This is a genomic window from Nocardioides pakistanensis (assembly GCF_054781215.1).
Genome location: NZ_BAAGUV010000025.1, coordinates 13,702 through 32,561, shown reverse-complemented (window position 1 = coordinate 32,561; position 18,860 = coordinate 13,702). Strand labels below are relative to the sequence as shown.

Annotated in this window: 18 protein-coding genes; 7 read left to right on the top strand and 11 right to left on the bottom strand. The window is 71.6% G+C overall.

What is annotated here, in order from left to right; all coding sequences use genetic code 11:
- Genes ACYVIH_RS11440 through ACYVIH_RS11430 form a run of 3 tightly spaced genes read right to left on the bottom strand, consistent with a single transcriptional unit; the run spans position 1 to position 2,378 of the window.
- Positions 1-879: a branched-chain amino acid ABC transporter permease gene (locus tag ACYVIH_RS11440; protein ID WP_460869397.1), complete on the bottom strand. Its 879-nt coding sequence runs from the start codon at positions 877-879 to the stop codon at positions 1-3.
- A 24-nt stretch (positions 880-903) separates the two neighbouring features.
- The gene (locus ACYVIH_RS11435) at positions 904-1,608 is read right to left on the bottom strand and encodes an ABC transporter ATP-binding protein (protein ID WP_460869394.1); all 705 of its coding nucleotides are present in this window, start codon (positions 1,606-1,608) and stop codon (positions 904-906) included.
- Positions 1,608-2,378, bottom strand: coding sequence for an ABC transporter ATP-binding protein (locus tag ACYVIH_RS11430; RefSeq protein ID WP_460869392.1), 771 nt, complete (start codon positions 2,376-2,378; stop codon positions 1,608-1,610). Before ACYVIH_RS11430 ends, ACYVIH_RS11435 begins: the two co-directional genes overlap by 1 nt.
- Positions 2,379-2,531: 153 nt before the next feature.
- Between ACYVIH_RS11430 and ACYVIH_RS11425 the strand changes: the two genes are divergently transcribed.
- Positions 2,532-3,773 (top strand): PucR family transcriptional regulator, encoded by a 1,242-nt coding sequence (locus ACYVIH_RS11425; protein ID WP_460869390.1) that lies wholly within the window; start codon positions 2,532-2,534, stop codon positions 3,771-3,773.
- A gap of 56 nt (positions 3,774-3,829) precedes the next feature.
- Here the strand turns inward: ACYVIH_RS11425 and ACYVIH_RS11420 are convergent, their stop codons facing one another.
- Positions 3,830-4,726 carry a DUF559 domain-containing protein gene (locus tag ACYVIH_RS11420; protein WP_460869388.1) on the bottom strand — a complete coding sequence of 299 codons (897 nt, stop codon included), beginning with the start codon at positions 4,724-4,726 and terminating at the stop codon, positions 3,830-3,832.
- A 151-nt stretch (positions 4,727-4,877) separates the two neighbouring features.
- The gene (locus ACYVIH_RS11415) at positions 4,878-5,810 is read right to left on the bottom strand and encodes an alpha/beta hydrolase (protein WP_460869386.1); all 933 of its coding nucleotides are present in this window, start codon (positions 5,808-5,810) and stop codon (positions 4,878-4,880) included.
- A gap of 122 nt (positions 5,811-5,932) precedes the next feature.
- Between ACYVIH_RS11415 and ACYVIH_RS11410 the strand changes: the two genes are divergently transcribed.
- Together ACYVIH_RS11410 and ACYVIH_RS11405 are read left to right on the top strand one after the other, a co-directional pair.
- On the top strand, positions 5,933-6,328 hold the full coding sequence (locus ACYVIH_RS11410) for a pyridoxamine 5'-phosphate oxidase family protein (protein WP_460869384.1): 396 nt from the start codon (positions 5,933-5,935) through the stop codon (positions 6,326-6,328).
- 137 nt (positions 6,329-6,465) lie between these two features.
- The gene (locus tag ACYVIH_RS11405) at positions 6,466-8,001 is read left to right on the top strand and encodes an alpha/beta fold hydrolase (protein WP_460869382.1); all 1,536 of its coding nucleotides are present in this window, start codon (positions 6,466-6,468) and stop codon (positions 7,999-8,001) included.
- Here the strand turns inward: ACYVIH_RS11405 and ACYVIH_RS11400 are convergent.
- Genes ACYVIH_RS11400 through ACYVIH_RS11375 form a run of 6 tightly spaced genes read right to left on the bottom strand, consistent with a single transcriptional unit; the run spans position 7,994 to position 14,069 of the window.
- Entirely contained in the window at positions 7,994-9,094 is a 1,101-nt protein-coding gene (locus ACYVIH_RS11400) for an acyl-CoA dehydrogenase family protein (protein WP_460869380.1), read from the bottom strand. The genes ACYVIH_RS11405 and ACYVIH_RS11400 overlap by 8 nt on opposite strands.
- Positions 9,091-10,281 carry an acyl-CoA dehydrogenase family protein gene (locus tag ACYVIH_RS11395; protein ID WP_460869378.1) on the bottom strand — a complete coding sequence of 397 codons (1,191 nt, stop codon included), beginning with the start codon at positions 10,279-10,281 and terminating at the stop codon, positions 9,091-9,093. The genes ACYVIH_RS11400 and ACYVIH_RS11395 overlap by 4 nt, the downstream gene beginning before the upstream one ends.
- On the bottom strand, positions 10,278-11,498 hold the full coding sequence (locus ACYVIH_RS11390) for an acyl-CoA dehydrogenase family protein (RefSeq protein ID WP_460869376.1): 1,221 nt from the start codon (positions 11,496-11,498) through the stop codon (positions 10,278-10,280). The genes ACYVIH_RS11395 and ACYVIH_RS11390 overlap by 4 nt, the downstream gene beginning before the upstream one ends.
- Positions 11,498-12,526, bottom strand: a complete 1,029-nt coding sequence (locus tag ACYVIH_RS11385; protein ID WP_460869374.1) for a phosphotransferase family protein — start codon at positions 12,524-12,526, stop codon at positions 11,498-11,500. Before ACYVIH_RS11385 ends, ACYVIH_RS11390 begins: the two co-directional genes overlap by 1 nt.
- On the bottom strand, positions 12,523-13,314 hold the full coding sequence (locus ACYVIH_RS11380) for an SDR family oxidoreductase (RefSeq protein WP_460869371.1): 792 nt from the start codon (positions 13,312-13,314) through the stop codon (positions 12,523-12,525). Before ACYVIH_RS11380 ends, ACYVIH_RS11385 begins: the two co-directional genes overlap by 4 nt.
- Before the next feature lie 2 nt (positions 13,315-13,316).
- A complete protein-coding gene (locus ACYVIH_RS11375; RefSeq protein WP_460869369.1) occupies positions 13,317-14,069 on the bottom strand; it encodes an SDR family oxidoreductase in 753 nt (250 codons plus the stop codon).
- A gap of 71 nt (positions 14,070-14,140) precedes the next feature.
- Here ACYVIH_RS11375 and ACYVIH_RS11370 point away from each other — a divergent pair, with 71 nt between their 5' ends.
- From ACYVIH_RS11370 to ACYVIH_RS11355, 4 genes are all read left to right on the top strand, one after another.
- Positions 14,141-14,728: a TetR/AcrR family transcriptional regulator gene (locus tag ACYVIH_RS11370; protein WP_460869367.1), complete on the top strand. Its 588-nt coding sequence runs from the start codon at positions 14,141-14,143 to the stop codon at positions 14,726-14,728.
- Between the two features lie 65 nt (positions 14,729-14,793).
- Positions 14,794-16,188, top strand: coding sequence for a Na+/H+ antiporter NhaA (nhaA, locus tag ACYVIH_RS11365; protein WP_460869366.1), 1,395 nt, complete (start codon positions 14,794-14,796; stop codon positions 16,186-16,188).
- Positions 16,185-17,774, top strand: coding sequence for an acyl-CoA synthetase (locus ACYVIH_RS11360; protein WP_460869363.1), 1,590 nt, complete (start codon positions 16,185-16,187; stop codon positions 17,772-17,774). Before nhaA ends, ACYVIH_RS11360 begins: the two co-directional genes overlap by 4 nt.
- On the top strand, positions 17,771-18,508 hold the full coding sequence (locus tag ACYVIH_RS11355; protein WP_460869362.1) for a tyrosine-protein phosphatase: 738 nt from the start codon (positions 17,771-17,773) through the stop codon (positions 18,506-18,508). The genes ACYVIH_RS11360 and ACYVIH_RS11355 overlap by 4 nt, the downstream gene beginning before the upstream one ends.
- Positions 18,509-18,860 lie beyond the last annotated feature (352 nt).

Below are 18,860 nucleotides of genomic sequence, written 5' to 3'. Positions count from 1 at the left end.
TCAGACCCTCCGCTCTCGTGCGTGCGAGAACAGGCCGCCGGGTTTGAGCAGCAGGACCAGCATCAGGATCACCAGCGAGGAGAGCGCGACGAGCTCGGATCCGACGTACCCACTGACATAGCTGAGCGAGAGCCCCAGCAGCAGCCCGCCGATCACCGCGCCGAGCGGGCTGTCGAGGCCGCCGAGGACCGCGGCCACGAACCCGAACACCACGACGGAGTCCATGTAGCCGGGGTGCACCAGGCTGCCGCCGGCGATGAGCAGGCCCGACAGCGAGCCGACCACCGCCGCCAGCGCCCAGCCGAGGGTCAGCATCCGGCCGACCTTCACCCCGAGCAGCCGGGCGACCTCGGCGTTGAACGCCGACGCGCGCATCCGCAGGCCGAGGTCGGTGAAGCGGAACAGCGCGACGAGCAGCCCCATCACCACGAGCACGGCCACGATTGTGAAGATGCCGAACCCGGTCAACGCGATCGTGAGGTCGCCGGCCTGGAAGCCGCGAACCCCGAACGGGGCCGGGAACGACCGGTAGCGGTTGCCGAAGATCACCGCAGCCAGGGCGTGGATCACGATGAACAGGCCGAGGGTGAGGATGACCGCGTTGATCTCCGACTTGCCCTCGACCGGCCGCACGAAGACCCGCTCGACGACCGCGCCGAGCACGAAGCCGGACAGCAGGGCGGCGGCGAACGCGATCCAGTACGACAGCCCGGCGTCGATCACCACCAGCGCGACGTAGGTGGTGATCATCGCCATCGGCGCCTGGGCGAAGTTCACGATCCGGGTCGAGCGCCAGATCAGCACGAGCGCGAGCGCGAACGCGGCGTAGACGAAGCCGAGCGTGAGCCCGGTCAACGTGGTGGTGAGGAACTGCTGCACGAGGTCTCCCGTCTCGTTCGCGGCTCAGAAGCCGAGGTAGGCGTGGCGGAGGCCCTCGTCCGCGGCGAGGACGTGCGCCTCGTCGTGGACCACGAGGCGACCGAGGTTCAGCACGACTCCGAAGTCGGCGATGGACAGGGCGCTGCGGGCGTTCTGCTCGACGAGCAGCACGGTCAGCCCGTCGCGCTCGACGAGGCCCTTGAGCAGGTCGAAGATCTGCGCGACGATCCGCGGCGCGAGCCCGAGGGACGGCTCGTCGAGCAGCAGGATCTTCGGGTCGGCCATCAGAGCGCGGCCGATCACGAGCATCTGCCGCTCACCGCCGGAGAGCGTGTCCGCGGTTGCGTTGCGGCGGTCGCCGAGCACCGGGAACAGCACGTAGACCCGCTCCAGGTCGATCGGCTTGGCCTTGTCGGCCCGGCCGAGTCCGCCCAGCCGGAGGTTCTCGGCGACGGTCAGCTCGGTGATCACGCCGCGCCCTTCGGGGACGTGGGCCAGCCCGAGGGCCGACATCGCCTCGGTCGGTGTCCTGGCCAGGTCCACCCCGTCCAGCCTCGCCTCGCCGCTGACGGGACGGATCAGCCCGGACAGGGTGCGCAGCAACGTGGTCTTGCCCGCCCCGTTGGCCCCCAGTACGGCGGTCACCTTGCCCTGCGGGGAGGAGAAGCTGACGCCGTCCAGGGCCTTGACGGGCCCGTAGCTGGTAGTGAGCTCGTGCACGTCGAGCATCAGTGCGCCACCTCCTCGCCGAGATAGGCGGCCAGCACAGCCGGGTCGTTGCGGATCTCGTCCGGACCCCCGCGCGCGATCACCTTGCCGAAGTCGAGCACGACGATGTGGTCGCACACGCTCATCACCAGGTCCATGTGGTGCTCGACGAGCATCAGCGACATCCGGTCGGTGAGCCCGCGGATCAGCTCGCCGAGCTCGGCCATCTCGGCGTTGGACAGGCCGCTGGCGGGCTCGTCGAGCAGCAGCAGCTCCGGCTCGCCGACCAGCGCCCGCGCGAGGGCGACCCGCTTGCGGATCGGGTAGGGAAGGCTGGACGGGAGCCGCCCGGCGTACTCCACGATGCCGAGCTCGGACAGGACCGCGAGCGCCCGCTCCCGCAGCGCACGCTCGTCCTTGGCACTCCGCGGCAGGGCCAGCAGGCCGGAGAAGAACCCGGCCCGGGCGTGCCGGTCGGCGCCGACCATGACGTTCTCGATCACCGGCATGTGGTCGAAGAGGCCCAGGCCCTGCAGGGTGCGTCCGATACCGAGGCCGGCCAGCTGGTGCGGGCGGAGCCGAGCGAGCTCCTGGCCCTTCCAGGTCAGCCGGCCGGTGTCAGGCTGGACGAAGCCGCAGGCGACGTTGAACAGGGTGGTCTTCCCGGCACCGTTGGGGCCGATCACGCCGAGCACCTGGCGGGGCTGCACCTCGAGTCCGACTCCGTCGAGCGCGACGATGCCGCCGAAGGTGACCCCGACGCCCGACATCGTGAAGACGGCCTCGCTCATGTGGCTCCCTCGGACGGCAGGTGTGACGCACACCACCTTGGACGCTGCGCACAGCACGGGATATGGGCGGTCCGCACAGAACTGGTCGTGCAGAATGCCGCGATATCACTTTGTGACCTAGCGGTTCTGTGCGCTCAGTGCGACAGTGACGCAATGACACCGGCGCAGGTGGCACCCGCGGACGGGCTCGAGGAGCGGATCCGGCGCGCCTGGGGGTCGTTGATCGACCGCTCCGACGCGATCGCCGACGACATCGCGCTGCGGCTGTTCGAGAAGGACCAGGAGTGGTACCAGAAGGCCGGCCCCGACATGCGCGCCGACGTCCGGGCCAGCACCCGTGAGCACATCCGGCGCGGCATCCTCACCATGTCCGGCCAGGTCGAGCCGGGCAAGCGCGCCGCCGACGTGTGGCGCGAGACCGGCCGGCGCCGCGCCCGGCAGGGGATGCCGATGGAGCTGGTGCTCAACGCCTACAGCCTGGGCACCCGGGTGCTCTGGGAGGCGCTGCTGGAGCAGGGCCCGCGGCACGACCTCGGCGTCGACGACCATGTGCTGCTCACGGCCGGCCAGCGGATCTGGCACGCGCTGGACGTCCAGAACGCCGTGCTCGTCGAGGCCTACCGCCGCGAGAGCGCGCGGCTCCAGCGCCGCGACCTGCAACGTCAGCAGAGCTTCCTCGACGGGCTCGTCGGCGGGCGCGGCTCGGACCCGGAGTTCGCCGGCGAGGCGGCGGAGATCCTCGGCGTCTCGACGGAGGTGCCGATCGCGTGCGTGGTCGCGCCGTTCGACGAGGCGCTCGACGAGCCGCTGCGGGGACCTGAGGACCGGCTGGAGCGAGCGGGGCTGGTGTCGCACTGGCACGTGCGCGGCGGGACGTACTTCGGCCTGGTGCAGCTCGCCGCCGACGGCGTGGCCGAGCTGGTCGAGCTGCTCTCACCGCTCGCGGCGGGGCGGGTCGGTGTCGCCGTCGCGGCGGACGGGATCGCCGGGTTCGCCTCCGCCTACACGCTGGCCGCCCGGGCCGCCCAGACGGTTCCTCGTGGCCGGACGCAGGTGGTCACCGTCACCGACCGGCTGCCCGAGGTGCTGCTGAACGGCCAGCCGGAGGTGGCGTCGCTGCTGGTGGAGGAGTCGATCGGACCGCTGCTCGCCCAGCCGGGCCCGCAGGCCGAGGTGCTGCTGGAGACGCTGATGGCGCTGATCGAGAACAATGTCTCGCCCACCCACGCCGCCGAGGCGTTGTACTGCCACCGCAACACCGTGATCTACCGGCTCAAGCAGATCGAGCAGCTCACCGGCCGCAGCCTCCAGGTCCCGCGTGACCGGCTGCTGCTGGTGCTCGGCCTGATGGCGACCGGGCGCACCAGCCGTGGCGCCGCCCCGATCCACGTCTGACGCGTCCGGCCCCCAGGGCCGAACCGACGTGCACTCGAGCGCGACAGCCTGACTGCTCAGGCGGCGGGCCGCTCCGACCGGCTCTGGAGTGCACGTCCATGTGGCCCTCCTCCGAGCAGGCGTACGGCGGCCAGCAGCACGTCGCGCACATAGTCGGGCTCGTGCATGACGTGCTCCCAGGCGAATCGGAGGACGAACCATCCCCGGAGCACGAAGATGTTGTACCGCTCGCAGTCGCGCTTCAGCAGCTTGCGGACGCCGTGGAACTCGAACGACTCGGCCTCCACGGCGATCCGCAGCCGCTCGTCCGCCAGGTCGGTCCGACGGCGACCGATCTGCACCTGAGGCGTCACCGACAGTCCCGGGACATCCAGGGCGATCGCCCTGAGCACCGATTCGAACGGGTTGTCCGCCCGGCCATCCGCCTCGCGGACGACGCGCTGGCACCTGCTCCGATAACGGTCAGGCATGAGGTCGGCGGCCTGCACCAGCTCCGGCTTGCTCACGTCACCCTCACGCAGGGCGGAGTCGGCAATCGCGAGCGCCTCGTCGAACGGCAGACGGCTCGCGCAGTCCATCACCGTGCGGACGGGGCCGGTCGCCCTGCCCCGGACGTCAGCCGTCGGCAGATCGACGTACAGGACGCGGACTCCCTCCCGTCGCGCGGCCGGGAGCTTGCGGTTGCGCGGCACCGCCACCGCCGGGGAGGACCACCGGGTCTTGGTCTTCCAGCCATGGTAGAGCGCGGCACTGTCGAGGCACAGCACCCCGCTGAGTCGGTTCGCCGCACGCAGTGCCTCATCGGCCTCCGGGAGCGCGTATCGGCCATGACCGTCGCGGACCACACGGCCGCGCGCCAGTGCCAGTCTCAGCCGCTTGCGCGAACAGAAGCGCCCCAGCTCCGCCGCCGTGGCCACGCCGCCGAGGCGCTCGAGTGCCCGCTCCACCTTCACCCGCCCCAATCTGTCGCAGGCGGGCCGAGCTCGCATCCGGCCATCCACAGGGGCCGACTCGACGTGCACTCACGCCCGGTCCAAGCTCCCGTCAGGCGGCGGCCGGCCACGAAGGCCGGCCGAGTGCACGTCGGTTCGGCCCCACCGGCCCTCAGGCGAGGAGCGACGCGAACATCCGGCAGGACTCGTCGATGGCCGCCTGTGCCGCGGGCGAGAACGTGCCCATGTCGAAGAAGCCGTGGATCATCCCGTCGAACCGGCGTACCTCCACCTTCACCCCGGCCGCGGAGAGCTCGCGGGCGTAGGCCTCGCCCTCGTCGCGGAGCGGGTCGTACTCCGCGGTCACGACGACCGCCGGCGGCAGGCCGGAGAGGTCGTGGTGACGCAGCGGGGAGAGCCGGGGGTCCTCGTGCGCGCCGGCGTCGGCGGCGTAGTGGTTCATGAACCACGCCATCGTGGCGAGGTCGAGGAAGTAGCCCTCGGCGTTCTCCAGGCGGGAGGCGTACTCCCCCGTCACGTCGACGGCCGGGTAGACGAGCAGCTGTGCGGCGATCGCCGGACCGCCGGCGTCGCGCAGCTGCTGGGCGACCACCGCCGCGAGGTTGCCGCCGGCGCTGTCTCCGGCCACTGCCAGCGTCGAGGAGCCGCCGAAGTCCGCGAGACGGTCACCGACCCACCGGGTCGCGGCCAGCGCGTCGTCGACGGCGGCGGGGAACGGCGCCTCGGGCGCGAGCCGGTAGTCGACCGACACGACCACCGCGGAGCAGTCGCGGCAGATGCTGCGCGCCATGTTGTCGTGGGTGTCGAGGTCGCCGATCACCCAGCCACCGCCGTGGAAGAGCATCACGGTCGGCAGCCCGGTCGCCTCGACGGCCGGCCGGTAGACCCGTGCTGCCAGGTCGCCGGCCGGGCCCGGGATCGTGATGTCCTCGACCGCGCCGACCGGCACGACGTTCTCCGGGGACCGGGCGTCGACGGTGAGCTTGCGGAACGCCTCGCGCGCCTGCTCCGGCGATCCGGCGTGCATGGGCGGGACGGCGGTGAGGAGCTCGAGCAGCGGGGCGATGTGCGGGTCGACAGGCATGGGTCTCCTTCGGGGCTGGGGTCTGCGGCCTGAGACTACGACGCCGAAGCGTTAGGGACTTTCGCCCCATCCGGTCGTGGTTCGGACAGCGCATGCTGTGGGGAAACTCGGAGGGGGTCACCATGGGAACGCTTCAGGAGATGTCGCAGGAGGAGTGCGTCGAGCTGCTCGCGGCCGGCCTGGTCGGGCGAGCGGCGATCTGTACGCCGGACGGCCCGTACGTCGTACCGGTCAACTACTCGGTGCACGCGGACACGATCGTCTTCCGGACGACCCCCTACAGCGTGCTCGGCACCTACGGCTGGGCCGGCGACGTCGCCTTCGAGATCGACGAGGTCGACCGGGAGCGGCACGAGGGCTGGAGCGTGGTCGCCCGCGGCCGCGCCGAGATGGTCGAGGACGTGGAGGAGATCGAGGAGATCCGCTGGGCCCACGACCCCAAGCCGTGGGCCGACGGCGCCCGCCCGCTCTACGTCCGCCTGCGCTGGCGCGAGATCACCGGTCGCCGCATCGGGTGACCCTCCGGTCCCCCCGGCGGTGGCGGGGGGGACGCGTTCCCACGCTCACGCAGCGCTCACCCCCCGTTCGGGCTATGTGCCCCGGTCGGCTGCCGACCGAGCATGGCCGGACCGGACGACCGACGGGGGTGGTTCTCATGAACAGGAGCAAGCTCGGGACGCTTGCAGCCGTGGCCACGCTGGCCCTGACGACAGTCGGTTCGCCGCCGGCCCAGGCGGGCCCGCCGGAACCGACGCAGCCGGAGCAGATCGCACCGACGCTCCCCTCCGTGGCGCCGGTCGACTGGGGCCGCTGCCGCCAACGCGAGCTGAGGAAAGCCGGCGTCCGCTGCGGGTTCGTCACCGTGCCGCTGGACTACGACAACCCCACGGGACGGAAGATCAAGATCGCCGTGTCGCGGGTGCGGCACACCACCCGGGCCTACCGCGGCGTGATGCTGATCAACCCGGGCGGACCGGGCGGCTCCGGTCTGGCGATGTCCACCTACGGCTCGCTCATGCCGCGTCGCAGCGGCGCTGCCTACGACTGGATCGGCTTCGACCCGCGCGGCGTCGGCGCCAGCAGGCCCGCGCTGTCGTGCAAGCCGAACTACTTCCACGCCGACCGCCCGCCGTACGTGCCCCGCAACGGGGCCGACATCGCGGCCTGGACGCGTCGGGCGAGGTCGTACGCCGACGCGTGCGGCGCCAAGTACGGGTCGCTGCTCGAGCACATGAAGTCCGTCGACACGGTCCTGGACATGGAGATGATCCGGCGGGCGCTTCGTGCGAGGCGGATCAGCTACTACGGCTACTCCCACGGCACCTACCTCGGGCAGGTCTACGCGACCTTGTTCCCCGACCGGGTGCGGCGGATGGTCCTCGACAGCAACATCGACCCGACGAAGACCTGGGCCGAGAGCACCTCCGCCCAGACGCTGGCCTTCCAACGGGTCTACGACGAGTTCTTCCGCTGGGTGGCCCGGCACCGTGCCACCTACCACCTCGGCCGGACCGCGGAGGCGGTGCAGCGCCACTACCTCCGGCAGCGTCGGCTGCTCCGGGATCGGCCCGCCGCCGGCGTGCTCGGTGCCAGCGAGTTCGACGACGCGCTGGTGGTGGCCGGCTACACCGAACCGACCTGGCCCGACCTGGCGGCCGCCCTGTCCGCCTTGGTGAACCGGGACAACGCCCGACCGCTGATCCGCTGGTGGCGGCTGGTGGACACACCCGGCGACGACAACCAGTACGCCGCGTTCCTGGCCACGCTGTGCACCGACGAGGAGGTCGGCAGCCTCGAGGACGAGCTCGCCCGCACCCGCCGGTTGCACCGCCAGGCACCCATCCCGGCGTGGGGCAGCATGTGGTTCTCCGCGTCATGCTTCTTCTGGCCCGCGGAGCCCGGCGAACCCGTCGAGGTCACCGGCAACGCCGTGCCGGCACTGCTGTTCGGAGGGACCCTGGACGGCGCGACGCCGTTCGCCGACAGCCTCGCCGTGCGCGGCCTGTTCCCCGGCTCGAGGCTCGTGGCGATCCGCGGAGGTACGACGCACGGCTCGACGCCCGACCTCAGCGGACCCTGCGCCCGCAGGCACCTGGCCGCCTACCTGACATCGGGCACGCTGCCGATGCGCAAGCCCGGCCGGCGCGCGGACGTCGTGTGCCCCGCGCCGCCGAAGCCGAAGGTCAGCTGACCGGCAGGTCGACCAGCTCGCCGAGCCGGGCGCGGTGCGTGGCCGCGTTGCCGAGGGCGATCTGGTCGGCCTTGGCGCGCTTGAGGTACAGGTGCGCGGGGTGCTCCCAGGTCATCCCGATGCCGCCGTGCAGCTGGACGCACTCCTCGGCGGCACGCACCGCGACGTCGGCGCAGTAGGCCTGCGCGACCGAGGCGGCCACCTCGGCGTCCGGGTCGTCCTCGGCGAGGGTCGCGGCGGCGTAGCGCGCGGCGGCGCGGGCCTGCTCGACCTCCGTGTAGAGGTCGGCCAGCCGGTGCTTGAGCGCCTGGAACCCGCCGACCACCCGGCCGAACTGCCGGCGCTCCTTGAGGTACGCCACGGTGGCGTCCAGGCACCATTGCGCGATCCCGAGCTGCTCCGACGCCAGCAGCGCCGCTCCGGCGGTCAGCGCCCGGTGCACGGCCGCCTCCCCCGCGTCGGCGGGTACGACGGGCGTGGACGCTGCGCTCTCGAAGGACACGTCGGCGACCTGGCGGCTCATGTCGAGGGACACGACCGGCGTGACGACGGCGGCGGTCGCCGGCACGGCACGCACCTCCACCCCGTCGGGCGTGGTGACCGGCACGAGCAGCACGTCGGCCTCGAGCGCGCCGGCGACCGAGCGGACCTCCCCGGTGAGCCGGTCCCCCTCCGCGGCGAGCACCGGCACGAAGGCGGCCGAGCTCGTCGACCACGGCAGCACCAGGGCCGCCGTACGCTCCCCCGCGGCGAGCGCCGAGAGCAGTGCGTCGTCGGAGCCGGCGGAGGCGACGAGCGTGGCGATGACCGAGCTGGTCAGGAACGGCACCGGCGCCACCGACCGGCCGAGCTCCTCGAGCACGACCGCGACCTCGCGCGCCGAGGCGCCGGCGCCGCCGGCGGACTCGGGCACCAGCAGGCCGGCCAGCCCGAGCTCGACGCCGAGCGATCGCCACAGCGGCGCCACCACGGAGCGGTCCCCGTCGTAGAGCGCGGTGACGGCGTCGGAGGAGCAGCGGGCGGCGAGCAGGTCGCGCACCGAGGAGCGCAGCGAGTCCTCCACGTCGGTGTAGAGCAGGTCGAGGTCGCTCATCGGGGGATCTCCTTCCAGGCGATGTCCTTGTCGACGCGCGGCTCGCTCGGCAGGCCGAGGACCCGTTCGGCGACGATGTTGCGCAGGATCTCCGAGGTGCCGCCCTCGATGGAGTTGCCCTTGGCGCGCAGGTAGCGGTAGCCGGCGTCGCGGCCGGTCATGTCGACCTTCTGCGGCCGGGTCATCGTCCAGTCGGAGTAGCGCAGGCCCTCGGAGCCGAGCAGCTCGACCTCCAGCCCGCTGAGCTCCTGGGCGAGCCGGGCGAAGGTCAGCTTCATCGCCGACCCCTCCGGGCCGGGGGCGCCGGCGGCGAGCTTCTGCCGCAGCCGCATCCCGGTCAGCCGGAACACCTCCGACTCGACCCAGCCGGCCATCAGCCGGTCGTGCAGCTCGGGCCGCCGCACCGACGGCTGGGAGCGCCAGGTCTCGGCGACCTTGCCGATCATCCCGCTCTCACGCGGTGCAGCCTGGCCGCCGATCGCGACCCGCTCGTTCATCAAGGTGGCGTTGGCGACCTTCCAGCCTTCGCCGACCTCGCCGAGCCGGTCGGCGTCGGGGACGCGCACGTCGGTCAGGAAGACCTCGTTGAACTCCGCCTCACCGGTGATCTGGCGCAGCGGGCGGACCTCGACGCCGGGGTCGGTCATGTCGAGCAGGAAGTAGGTCAGCCCCTGGTGCTTGGGCAGGTCCGGGTCGGTGCGGGCGACGAGGATCGCGCGCTGCGCCTCGTGGGCCGAGGAGGTCCACACCTTCTGCCCGTTGACCACCCAGTCGCCGGAGGGGTCCCGCACCGCGCGCGTGGCCAGCGCCGCGAGGTCGGAGCCGGCGCCCGGCTCGCTGAACAGCTGGCACCACACCTCCTCGCCGGTCCACAGCGGCCGCAGGAACCGCTCCTTCTGCTCCTGCGTGCCGAAGGCCAGGATCGTCGGTGCGGCCATGCCGAGCCCGATCCCGATCCGGCGCGGGTCGTTGTCGGGTGCGCCGGCCTCGGCGAGGAGCTGGTCGACGTACCCCTGCAGGCCGCGGGGCAGGCCGAGCCCGCCGAGGCCCTCGGGGAAGTGCACCCACGCCAGCCCGGCGTCGAACCGGGCGCGGAGGAGCTCCAACCGGTCGGTCGAGGCGGGAGGGTACGACGCCAGCAGCTGCTCGACCCGGGAGGCGAGGTCGGCTCGCACGTCGACGCTCACAGGCCCGCGTGCTTCTTGATCTCGCGCCGCGCGAGCGACATCTTGTGCACCTCGTCAGGGCCGTCGGCGAAGCGCAGGGTCCGGATGCCGGCGAACGACTGCGCCAGCGGGAAGTCCTGGGAGAGCCCGGCGCCGCCGTGCACCTGGATCGCCTTGTCGAGGATCCACTGCACGGTCTCGGGGGTGGCGATCTTGATCGCCTGGATCTCGGTGTGCGCGCCCTTGTTGCCGACGGTGTCCATCAGCCAGGCGGTCTTGAGCACCAGCAGCCGGAGCTGCTCGACCCGCACCCGGGACTCCGCGATCCACTCGCGGACCACGCCTTGACGGGCCAGGTGCTTGCCGAAGGCGACCCGCTCCACCGAACGCTGGCACATCAGCTCGATCGCGCGCTCGGCGACGCCGATGGCGCGCATGCAGTGGTGGATCCGGCCCGGGCCGAGTCGCGCCTGCGCGATCGCGAACCCGTCGCCCTCCTCGCCGATCAGGTTCGACGCGGGCACCCGGACGTCGCGGAACACCAGCTCGGCGTGGCCGCCGTGCTCGCGGTCGTCGTAGCCGAAGACCTCCATGCCCCGGACCACCTCGACGCCCGGGGTGTCCCGGGGGACCAGGATCATCGACTGTTGCCGGTGCCGGTCGGCCTCGGGGTCGGTCTTGCCCATGACGATGAAGATCTTCGCCGCCGGGCTCATCGCGCCGGTGATCCACCACTTGCGGCCGTTGATGACGTATTCGTCGCCCTCGCGGCGGATCGTGGTGCTGATGTTGGTGGCGTCGGAGGAGGCGACGTCGGGCTCGGTCATCGCGAACGCCGAGCGGATGTCACCGGCGAGCAGCGGGGTGAGCCACTGCTCCTGCTGCTCGGGCGTGCCGAACTGCGTGAGCACCTCCATGTTGCCGGTGTCAGGCGCCGCGCAGTTGAAGGCCGCCGGCGCGAGGTGTCCGCTGCGGCCGGTGATCTCGGCGAGCGGGGCGTACTGCAGGTTGGTCAGGCCGGCGCCGTGCTCGCCGGGCAGGAAGGCGTTCCACAGCTCGGTCTGCTTGCCGCGCTCGCGCAGCTTCTGCATCACCGGGGTGGCGGTCCAGTCCCAGCGGTCCTCGAGCTGGTCGAGCTGCTCGTGGAAGCGCTTCTCGTTGGGGTGGACGTGGTGGTCCATGAAGCTGAGCAGCTGCTCGCGCAGCTCCTCGGTGCGGGCGTCGAAGGCGAAGTCCATCAGTTCTCCTTGAGCGAGGTGAGGCCGGATGCGATGAGGGGCTCGACGGCGGCGCCGACGGAGTCGAAGCCCTCGCCGACGGTCTGACCCTGGGTGAAGCGGTAGTGGATGCCCTCGAGGATGACCGCGAGCTTGAAGCAGGCCAGGCCGAGGTAGAAGCCCATCGCCGACAGGTCGCGGCCGCTGCGCTCGCGGTAGAGCGCGAGCGTCTCGTCCTCGTCGAGGAACCCGGGGGCGGTCGAGGCGTCGGAGACGGCGGTGTCCATCGAGGCCAGCCGGCCGTAGACCACCATCAGCGCAACGTCGGTGACGGGGTCGCCGAGGGTGGCCATCTCCCAGTCCAGGACGGCGGCGACCCGGTCCTCGTCGTCGATGAGCAGGTTGTCGAGGCGGTAGTCGCCGTGCACGATCGCCGGCTTCTGCTCGGCGGGGACGTTCGCGGCGAGCAGGGTGCGAAGCTCGTCGGCACCGGCGAGGTCGCGGCTGCGCGAGGCGTCGAGCTGCTTGCCCCAGCGGCGGACCTGCCGCTCGAGGAACCCCTCGGGCCGGCCGAAGTCGGCCAGGCCCACGGCGGCCGGGTCCACGCTGTGCAGCGCGGCCAGCGTCTCCACCGAGCGCCGCGAGATCGCCTCGGTGCGCTCGGGACCGAGCGGCGCGAGCTCGGCGGCGGTGCGGTACGGCGTCCCGTGCACGCGCTCCATCACGTAGAACTTCGCGCCGATCACGTCCTCGTCCTCGCAGTAGGCGTAGGTGCGGGGAACCGGCACGTCGGTGTCGCGCAGCGCGGTCATCACGCGGTGCTCCCGGCCCATGTCGTGTGCGGTCGCGAGGACGTGGCCGAGCGGTGGACGCCGTACCACCCACTCGCGGTGGCCGTCGCCGACGATGTAGGTCAGGTTGGACTTGCCGCCGGCGACCAGCCTGCCGGTCAGCGGTCCGGTGACCTCGCCGGGGCAGGCGGCGCCGAACCAGGCAGCGAACGCGTCGAGGTCGAGGCCGGGGAGGCCCGGGGTCGGTTGAGTGGTCACGAGGCGCCGTCCAGCTTCTGCTGCAGCCGGCGCATCCCGGCCAGCCAGCGGTCGGTGTCGAGCGCGCGGTGCTTGTAGTACTCCGCGACCTCGGGGTGCGGCAGCACCAGGAACCGGTCGTCGGCCAGCGCCTGCCAGACCGCCTCGGCGACGTCCTCCGGCTCCAGCGCGGAGTCGTGGGTCAGCAGCTCCTGCAGCGGCCCGGCCTCCTCGAGCATCCGGGTGCGCACGCCCTGGGGGCAGATCGCCTGCACGGTGATCCCGCGGTGGCCGTAGGTCGCCGAGAGCCACTCCGCGAAGCCGACCGCCGCGTGCTTGGTGACCGAGTACGGCGCGCTGCCCAGCATCGTGAGCAGGCCGGCCGCCGATGCCGTGACGACGAACCTGCCGCCTCCGGTCTCCAGCCAGGCAGGAACCAGCTGGCGAGCCGCGCGGACGTGCGCCATCACGTTCACCTCGAGCGCGCGGGCCCAGTCCGACTCCGGCGCGTCGAGGCCGGCGCCGACGTCGATGCCGGCGTTGGCGAAGTAGATGTCGATCTTGCCGAGGTGGTCGCGAGCGGTGGCGACGAGCTCGGCGACCCCGTCCTCGGTGGCGGCGTCGCCGGGTGCGGCGATCCCGCCGATCTCGGTCGCGACCTGCTCGACCGCGTCCGCGTCGAGGTCGTTGACCACCACCCGGGCACCCTCGGCGGCCATCCGCCGGGCGATCGCGCGGCCGATGCCGTGCCCGGCGCCGGTGACGACGACGCCGAGTCCGTGGACGTCGGGCTGGGGGACGTCGGGCATGCTCACACCCCGCCGGTGAGGGTCAGCCCGCCGTCGACGACGACGGTCTGGCCGGTGAGCCAGGCGGCGTCGTCGGAGAGCAGGAACGCCACCACGCTGCCGATGTCCTCCGGGACCCCGAGCCGCTTGAGCGGGTACTGCGAGGAGACCTCCTCCTCCTTGCCCTCGTAGAGCGCGGTGGCGAACTTGGTCTTCACCACGGCCGGCGCGACGCCGTTGACGCGGATCTTCGGGCCCAGCTCGACGGCGAGCTCGGAGGTGATGTGCATGAGCATCGCCTTGCTGGCGCCGTAGAAGCCGATGCCGGGGGCGGGCTTGAGGCCGGCCACCGAGGACACGTTGACGACCGCGCCGCCGTGCTTGCCCATCCACGCGCGGTGCGCCTGCTGGGTCCACGACAGCGCGGCGAGGCTGTTGACCTCGAAGATCTTGCGGGCTGCGGCGAGGTCGATCTCGATCATCGGCCCGTAGACGGGGTTGATGCCGGTGTTGTTGGCGAGTGCGTCGAGGCGGCCGAACCGCTCGATCGTCCTGGCCACGGTCTCGCTCTGGTGCTCGACGTCGTCGCCCTTGCCGGCGACCGCCATCGCCACGTCGGGGCCGCCGAGCCGCTCCACCGCCTCGTCGAGGGCGTCCTGCTTGCGCGCGGTGATCGTGACCTTGGCGCCCTCGGCGACGAGCCGCTCGGCGATGCCGAGGCCGATCCCTCGGCTGGCTCCGGTGACGATCGCGACCTTGCCCTCGAACCTCTTCACGTGCCTGCCCTTCGATGTCGACGACGCTAAGCGCTTGCTTAGTGACTAAGCGTTCGCTTAGCGTTCCTCACGTGGAGCAGATCCGTCAAGAGTCCGACGCCCGGGCCCGCCTGATGGCGGCGGCCGTCGCTTCCTTTGCGGAGAAGGGCTTTCACGGTACGACGACCCGCGACATCGCCTCTGCCGCCGGGATGAGCCCGGCCGCGCTGTACGTGCACCATCGGTCCAAGGAGGAGATGCTCCACCTGATCACCCGGGCCGGGCACGACAAGACGCTCGCGCTGGTGCGAGCGGCCGTCGCCACGTCCGCGGATCCGCGAGCGCAGCTGCTGGCCGTCGTACACGCCTTCGTGGTGCACCACGCCGAGGACCACACCGGCGCGCGGATCGTGAACTACGAGCTCGCCGCGCTGTCGCCCGAGCACCTCGAGGAGATCGCGGCGACCCGCCGCGAGATCGAGCAGGAGATGCGTGGCGTGGTCGACCGCGGTGTGGCGGCCGGGGTGTTCCACACCGGCAACTCGCACATGACCGCGCTCGCCCTGCTCTCGCTGGGGATCGATGTGGCGCGGTGGTACCGCGACGAGGGTGAGTGGACGCCTCAGCAGATCGCCGACCACTACTGCGAGCTCGCGCTGCGGATCGTCGGGGCGGACTGACCCCGGGCGCTCCGGGTGCCCGATAGTCTGACCGCACCGCCCGCCGCCACGCCCTGAGGAGAGACGTGCCGCAGACCCCGACGGAGAAGAGCCCCCAGGTCGTCGCGCACAGCTGGCAGGCGACCGACCGGTTCGTGCCGAGGCGGGTGGTGCGACCGCTCCAGAACCTCATGCAGGTCGAGACCAGCAGCGCCATGGCGATCCTGTTCGCCACGATCCTGGCCCTGGTCATCGCCAACACCGGCTGGTTCGACACCTACCAGCACTTCTGGGAGAGCGAGGTCGCCCTCGACATCGGCGACCTGCACATCATCTCGCTCTCGCTGCACGGAATCGTCAACGACGGCCTGATGACACTGTTCTTCCTGCTGGTCTCCCTGGAGATCAAGCGGGAGATGGTGTTCGGCGAGCTGCGCGACCCGAAGGCCGCGGCGCTGCCGATCGTCGCGGCGCTGGGCGGCATGGTGGTGCCGGCCCTGATCTACGTCGCGTTCAACGCGGGCACCGACAACCTGCACGGCTGGGGCATCCCGATGGCCACCGACATCGCGTTCGCGGTGGCGCTGCTCGCCTCCCTCGGCAGCCGGGTGCCGCTGGGGGCGCGGCTGTTCCTGCTGACGCTGGCGATCGTCGACGACCTGGGCGCGATCCTGGTGATCGCGATCTTCTACACCGCCGGCATCGAGCTGTGGTGGCTGCTGGGTGCCGCGGCCACCGTCGCCGTCGCGCTGTTCTTCCAGAAGGTGCGGATCCGGGCGATGGCGCCGTACATCGTCCTCGGCGTGGTCGGCTGGTACGCCCTCCACGAGTCGGGCGTGCACGCCACGATCATCGGCGTGGCGTTCGGCCTGATCACCCCGGCGTTCGCGCTGCTGCCGCCGAACCGGTATCCCGAGGTCGCGATCCCGCTGGTCAACGAGGTGGTGGTCCGCAACGCCGACGACATCGTGACCGCGGACGAGCACGAGGAGAACGACCACACCCTGCGCGAGATCCGGCGGCTGACCCTGGAGACCCAGTCGCCGCTGCACCGGGTGGAGAACCGGCTCGCGCCGTGGTCGGCGTTCCTGATCGTGCCGCTGTTCGCGTTCGCCAACGCGGGCGTGCCCTACCCCGACGTGCCGTTGACCGAGTGGCTGACCGACCCGGTGGTGCTCGGCATCGCGCTCGGCCTGGTCCTCGGCAAGACGCTGGGCATCTTCGGGGCCGCCTGGCTGACCGAGAAGGTCGGCCTCGGCCGGTTCCCGACCGGGATGACCAAGAGCCACCTGTTCGGTGTCGCGATGACCGCCGGCATCGGGTTCACCGTGGCGATCTTCATCGCCAACCTGGCGTTCACCGACGGCGAGGTCGTCGAGATCGCCAAGCTCGGCATCCTGGTCGGCAGCCTGGTCGCCGCGGTCGCCGGCTACCTCGTGCTGCGGTTCACCAGCAAGGAGACCCCCGAGGAGACGACATGACCTCACCCGTCACGCAGGCCCGCGCCCAGTCGCTCGGGGACGTGCCCCGACGTACGGCGAACCGGTTCCCCGACAAGCTCGCGCTCGTCGATCCCTCGACGGGGCGTGAGGGCACGCGGCTCACCTTCGCCGAGCTCGAGGCGGTGATCGCGCGTACGACGGCCGCGCTGGCTGCCGCGGGGATGACCAAGGGCGACCGGCTTGCCCTGCTCTCCCACAACTGCTGGGAGTTCGCGGTGCTCAACTACGCGACCGCCCGGCTCGGCGTCATCCTCGTGCCGATCAACTTCATGCTCGGCCCGGACGAGATCGCGTTCATCCTCGACCACTCCGGGTCGTCGGCGTTCGTGGTCGAGGACGGGCTGGTCGACGTGGCCGAGGCCGCGATCGCCGCGTCGGGCTCGACCGCGGTGACCACGCGCGCGGTGATCCGGCCGTCGGCCGAGCGCGAGGGGTGGGTGGACCTGAAGGTCTGGCTCGAGCACGACGGCGAGGCGCCGGTGGTGGTGCTCGAGGACGACGACCCGGTGCGGATGATGTACACCTCCGGCACCGAGTCCCGTCCGAAGGGCGCGCTCCACTCCAGCCGCTCGCTGATGTGGCAGTACGTCTCGTGCGTGGTCGACGGCGGGATGGAGTCCGGCGACGTCGAGGTGCACGCGCTGCCGCTGTACCACACCGCCCAGCTCGACTGCTTCCTCAACGTCGACGTCTTCCTCGGCGCGACCAGCATCATCCTGCCCGCGCCGGACCCGGTGGCGCTGCTGCGCACGATCGAGACCGAGCGGGTGACCAAGCTGTTCGCCCCGCCGACGGTGTGGATCTCGCTGCTGCGCTGCCCGGAGTTCGACAGCACCGACCTGTCGTCGCTGCGCAAGGGCTACTACGGCGCCTCGCCGATGCCGGTGGAGATCCTCAACGAGATGCAGCAGCGGCTGCCCGACGTGCGGCTGTGGAACTTCTACGGCCAGACCGAGATGGCCCCGCTCGCGACGATCCTCGGTCCCGACGAGCAGATCAGCCACGCCGGGTCCGCCGGCCGGGCGGCGCTGAACGTCGAGACCCGCGTGGTCGACGACGAGGACAACCCGCTGCCCGCCGGCGAGGTCGGCGAGATCGTGCACCGCAGCCCGCACGCGATGCTCGGCTACTACCGCGACGAGGAGAAGACCGCGGAGGCGTTCCGCAACGGCTGGTTCCACTCCGGGGACCTCGGCTACCTCGACGACGAGGGCCGGCTGACCGTGGTGGACCGCAAGAAGGACATGATCAAGACCGGCGGCGAGAACGTCGCCAGCCGGGAGGTCGAGGAGGCGATCTACACCCTCGACGGGGTCGCGGAGGTCGCGGTGTTCGGCGTGAGCCACCCGCGTTGGGTCGAGGCGGTCGCCGCGGTCGTCGTACCCAAGCCCGGGGCGTCGCTCACCGAGGCCGACGTCATCGAGCACACGCGGCAACACCTGGCCGGCTACAAGACGCCCAAGCACGTGGTGATCGCCGACGCCCTGCCGAAGAACCCGAGCGGGAAGATCCTCAAGCGCCAGCTGCGCGAGCAGCACGCCGACATCGCGGCCGGCGACGCGTGAACCATCCGCGGCTGCCGGACCTGCGCAACCTGCGCGACGTCGGAGGCCTGCGGACCGGTGACGGTCGCCGGGTGCGCAACGGGGTCCTGCTGCGGAGCGCGACGCCGTTCTTCCTCGACGCTCCCCAGGCGCATGCGCTCGTCGAGGAGCTGGGGGTCCGCACGCGCGTGGATCTGCGCTCGGAGGTGGAGATCGAGGAGCTGCCCAACGAGCACGTCTCCTCGCTGCCCCACCAGGCGGTGCACCTGCCGTTGCGCGCCGGAGGCGAGTGGGCGCACCACACCGACCCGGTCGACCGGCACGAGGCGGTGGCGGCGCACTACGCGCGCTACCTGCGCCACTCCGCCGACTCGATCACGCGGATCGCGTCGCTCGCCGCGGACCCGGACAGCGCGGCGATGCTCGTGCACTGCTCGGCCGGCAAGGACCGCACCGGCGTCGCGGTCGCGGTGCTGCTGTCCGCGGCGGGTGTGGTGCACGACGAGATCGTCGCCGACTACGCCCGCACCCGCGAGGACCTCGACGCGATGCTCGACCAGCTGCGCACGCTGCCGGCGTACAAGGAGCGCCTCGCCGCGCTGCCGGAGGAGTCGCTGACCGCCGAGCCGCGGACGATGGAGCTGTTCCTGGCCCACCTGGAGGCGGAGTACGGCGGCGCGGCCGGCTACCTCACCGCGCACGGCGTCGGCGGCGAGCTCCTCGACGGGCTGCGGCGCGCGCTGCTGGAGTCCTGACCAGTTCGAGAGCACGTGTCGACAGCGCGGTGACCGGGTGACGGCCGCCTCATGTCACGTCCCGCAAACGCGGGACGACGACATCCTCTGACCAACCTCGGCGGCTTGCCCGGTTTGCGCCTCTGGCCGGACCGCTCGGCTACCAGCGCGGGGCGTACATGTCCAAATTTGTTCCCGGGCGACTGGGGATGAGCAGGGCAGGCGACTCCGAACTGCACAGTTTGCGAAAACCGCACCTTGCGGACTGGAACGGGGGTCGTGCTCTCACAGAAGCCGGCTCCGTCTTCCGCGATGTCGATTTACCGTCGCGGTTAACCGGTGTCGGTCTCTTCCGGACCATGCGTGCACCGGT

Bases quoted from the DNA above. Each gene is read 5' to 3' on its own strand.
- ACYVIH_RS11390 (WP_460869376.1), bottom strand. From the start codon at position 11,498: ATGGACTTCGCCTTCGACGCCCGCACCGAGGAGCTGCGCGAGCAGCTG.
- ACYVIH_RS11405 (WP_460869382.1), top strand. From the start codon at position 6,466: ATGAACAGGAGCAAGCTCGGGACGCTTGCAGCCGTGGCCACGCTGGCC.
- ACYVIH_RS11430 (WP_460869392.1), bottom strand. From the start codon at position 2,378: ATGAGCGAGGCCGTCTTCACGATGTCGGGCGTCGGGGTCACCTTCGGC.
- ACYVIH_RS11435 (WP_460869394.1), bottom strand. From the start codon at position 1,608: ATGCTCGACGTGCACGAGCTCACTACCAGCTACGGGCCCGTCAAGGCC.
- ACYVIH_RS11380 (WP_460869371.1), bottom strand. From the start codon at position 13,314: ATGCCCGACGTCCCCCAGCCCGACGTCCACGGACTCGGCGTCGTCGTC.
- ACYVIH_RS11360 (WP_460869363.1), top strand. From the start codon at position 16,185: ATGACCTCACCCGTCACGCAGGCCCGCGCCCAGTCGCTCGGGGACGTG.
- ACYVIH_RS11425 (WP_460869390.1), top strand. From the start codon at position 2,532: ATGACACCGGCGCAGGTGGCACCCGCGGACGGGCTCGAGGAGCGGATC.
- ACYVIH_RS11415 (WP_460869386.1), bottom strand. From the start codon at position 5,810: ATGCCTGTCGACCCGCACATCGCCCCGCTGCTCGAGCTCCTCACCGCC.
- ACYVIH_RS11410 (WP_460869384.1), top strand. From the start codon at position 5,933: ATGGGAACGCTTCAGGAGATGTCGCAGGAGGAGTGCGTCGAGCTGCTC.
- ACYVIH_RS11400 (WP_460869380.1), bottom strand. From the start codon at position 9,094: ATGAGCGACCTCGACCTGCTCTACACCGACGTGGAGGACTCGCTGCGC.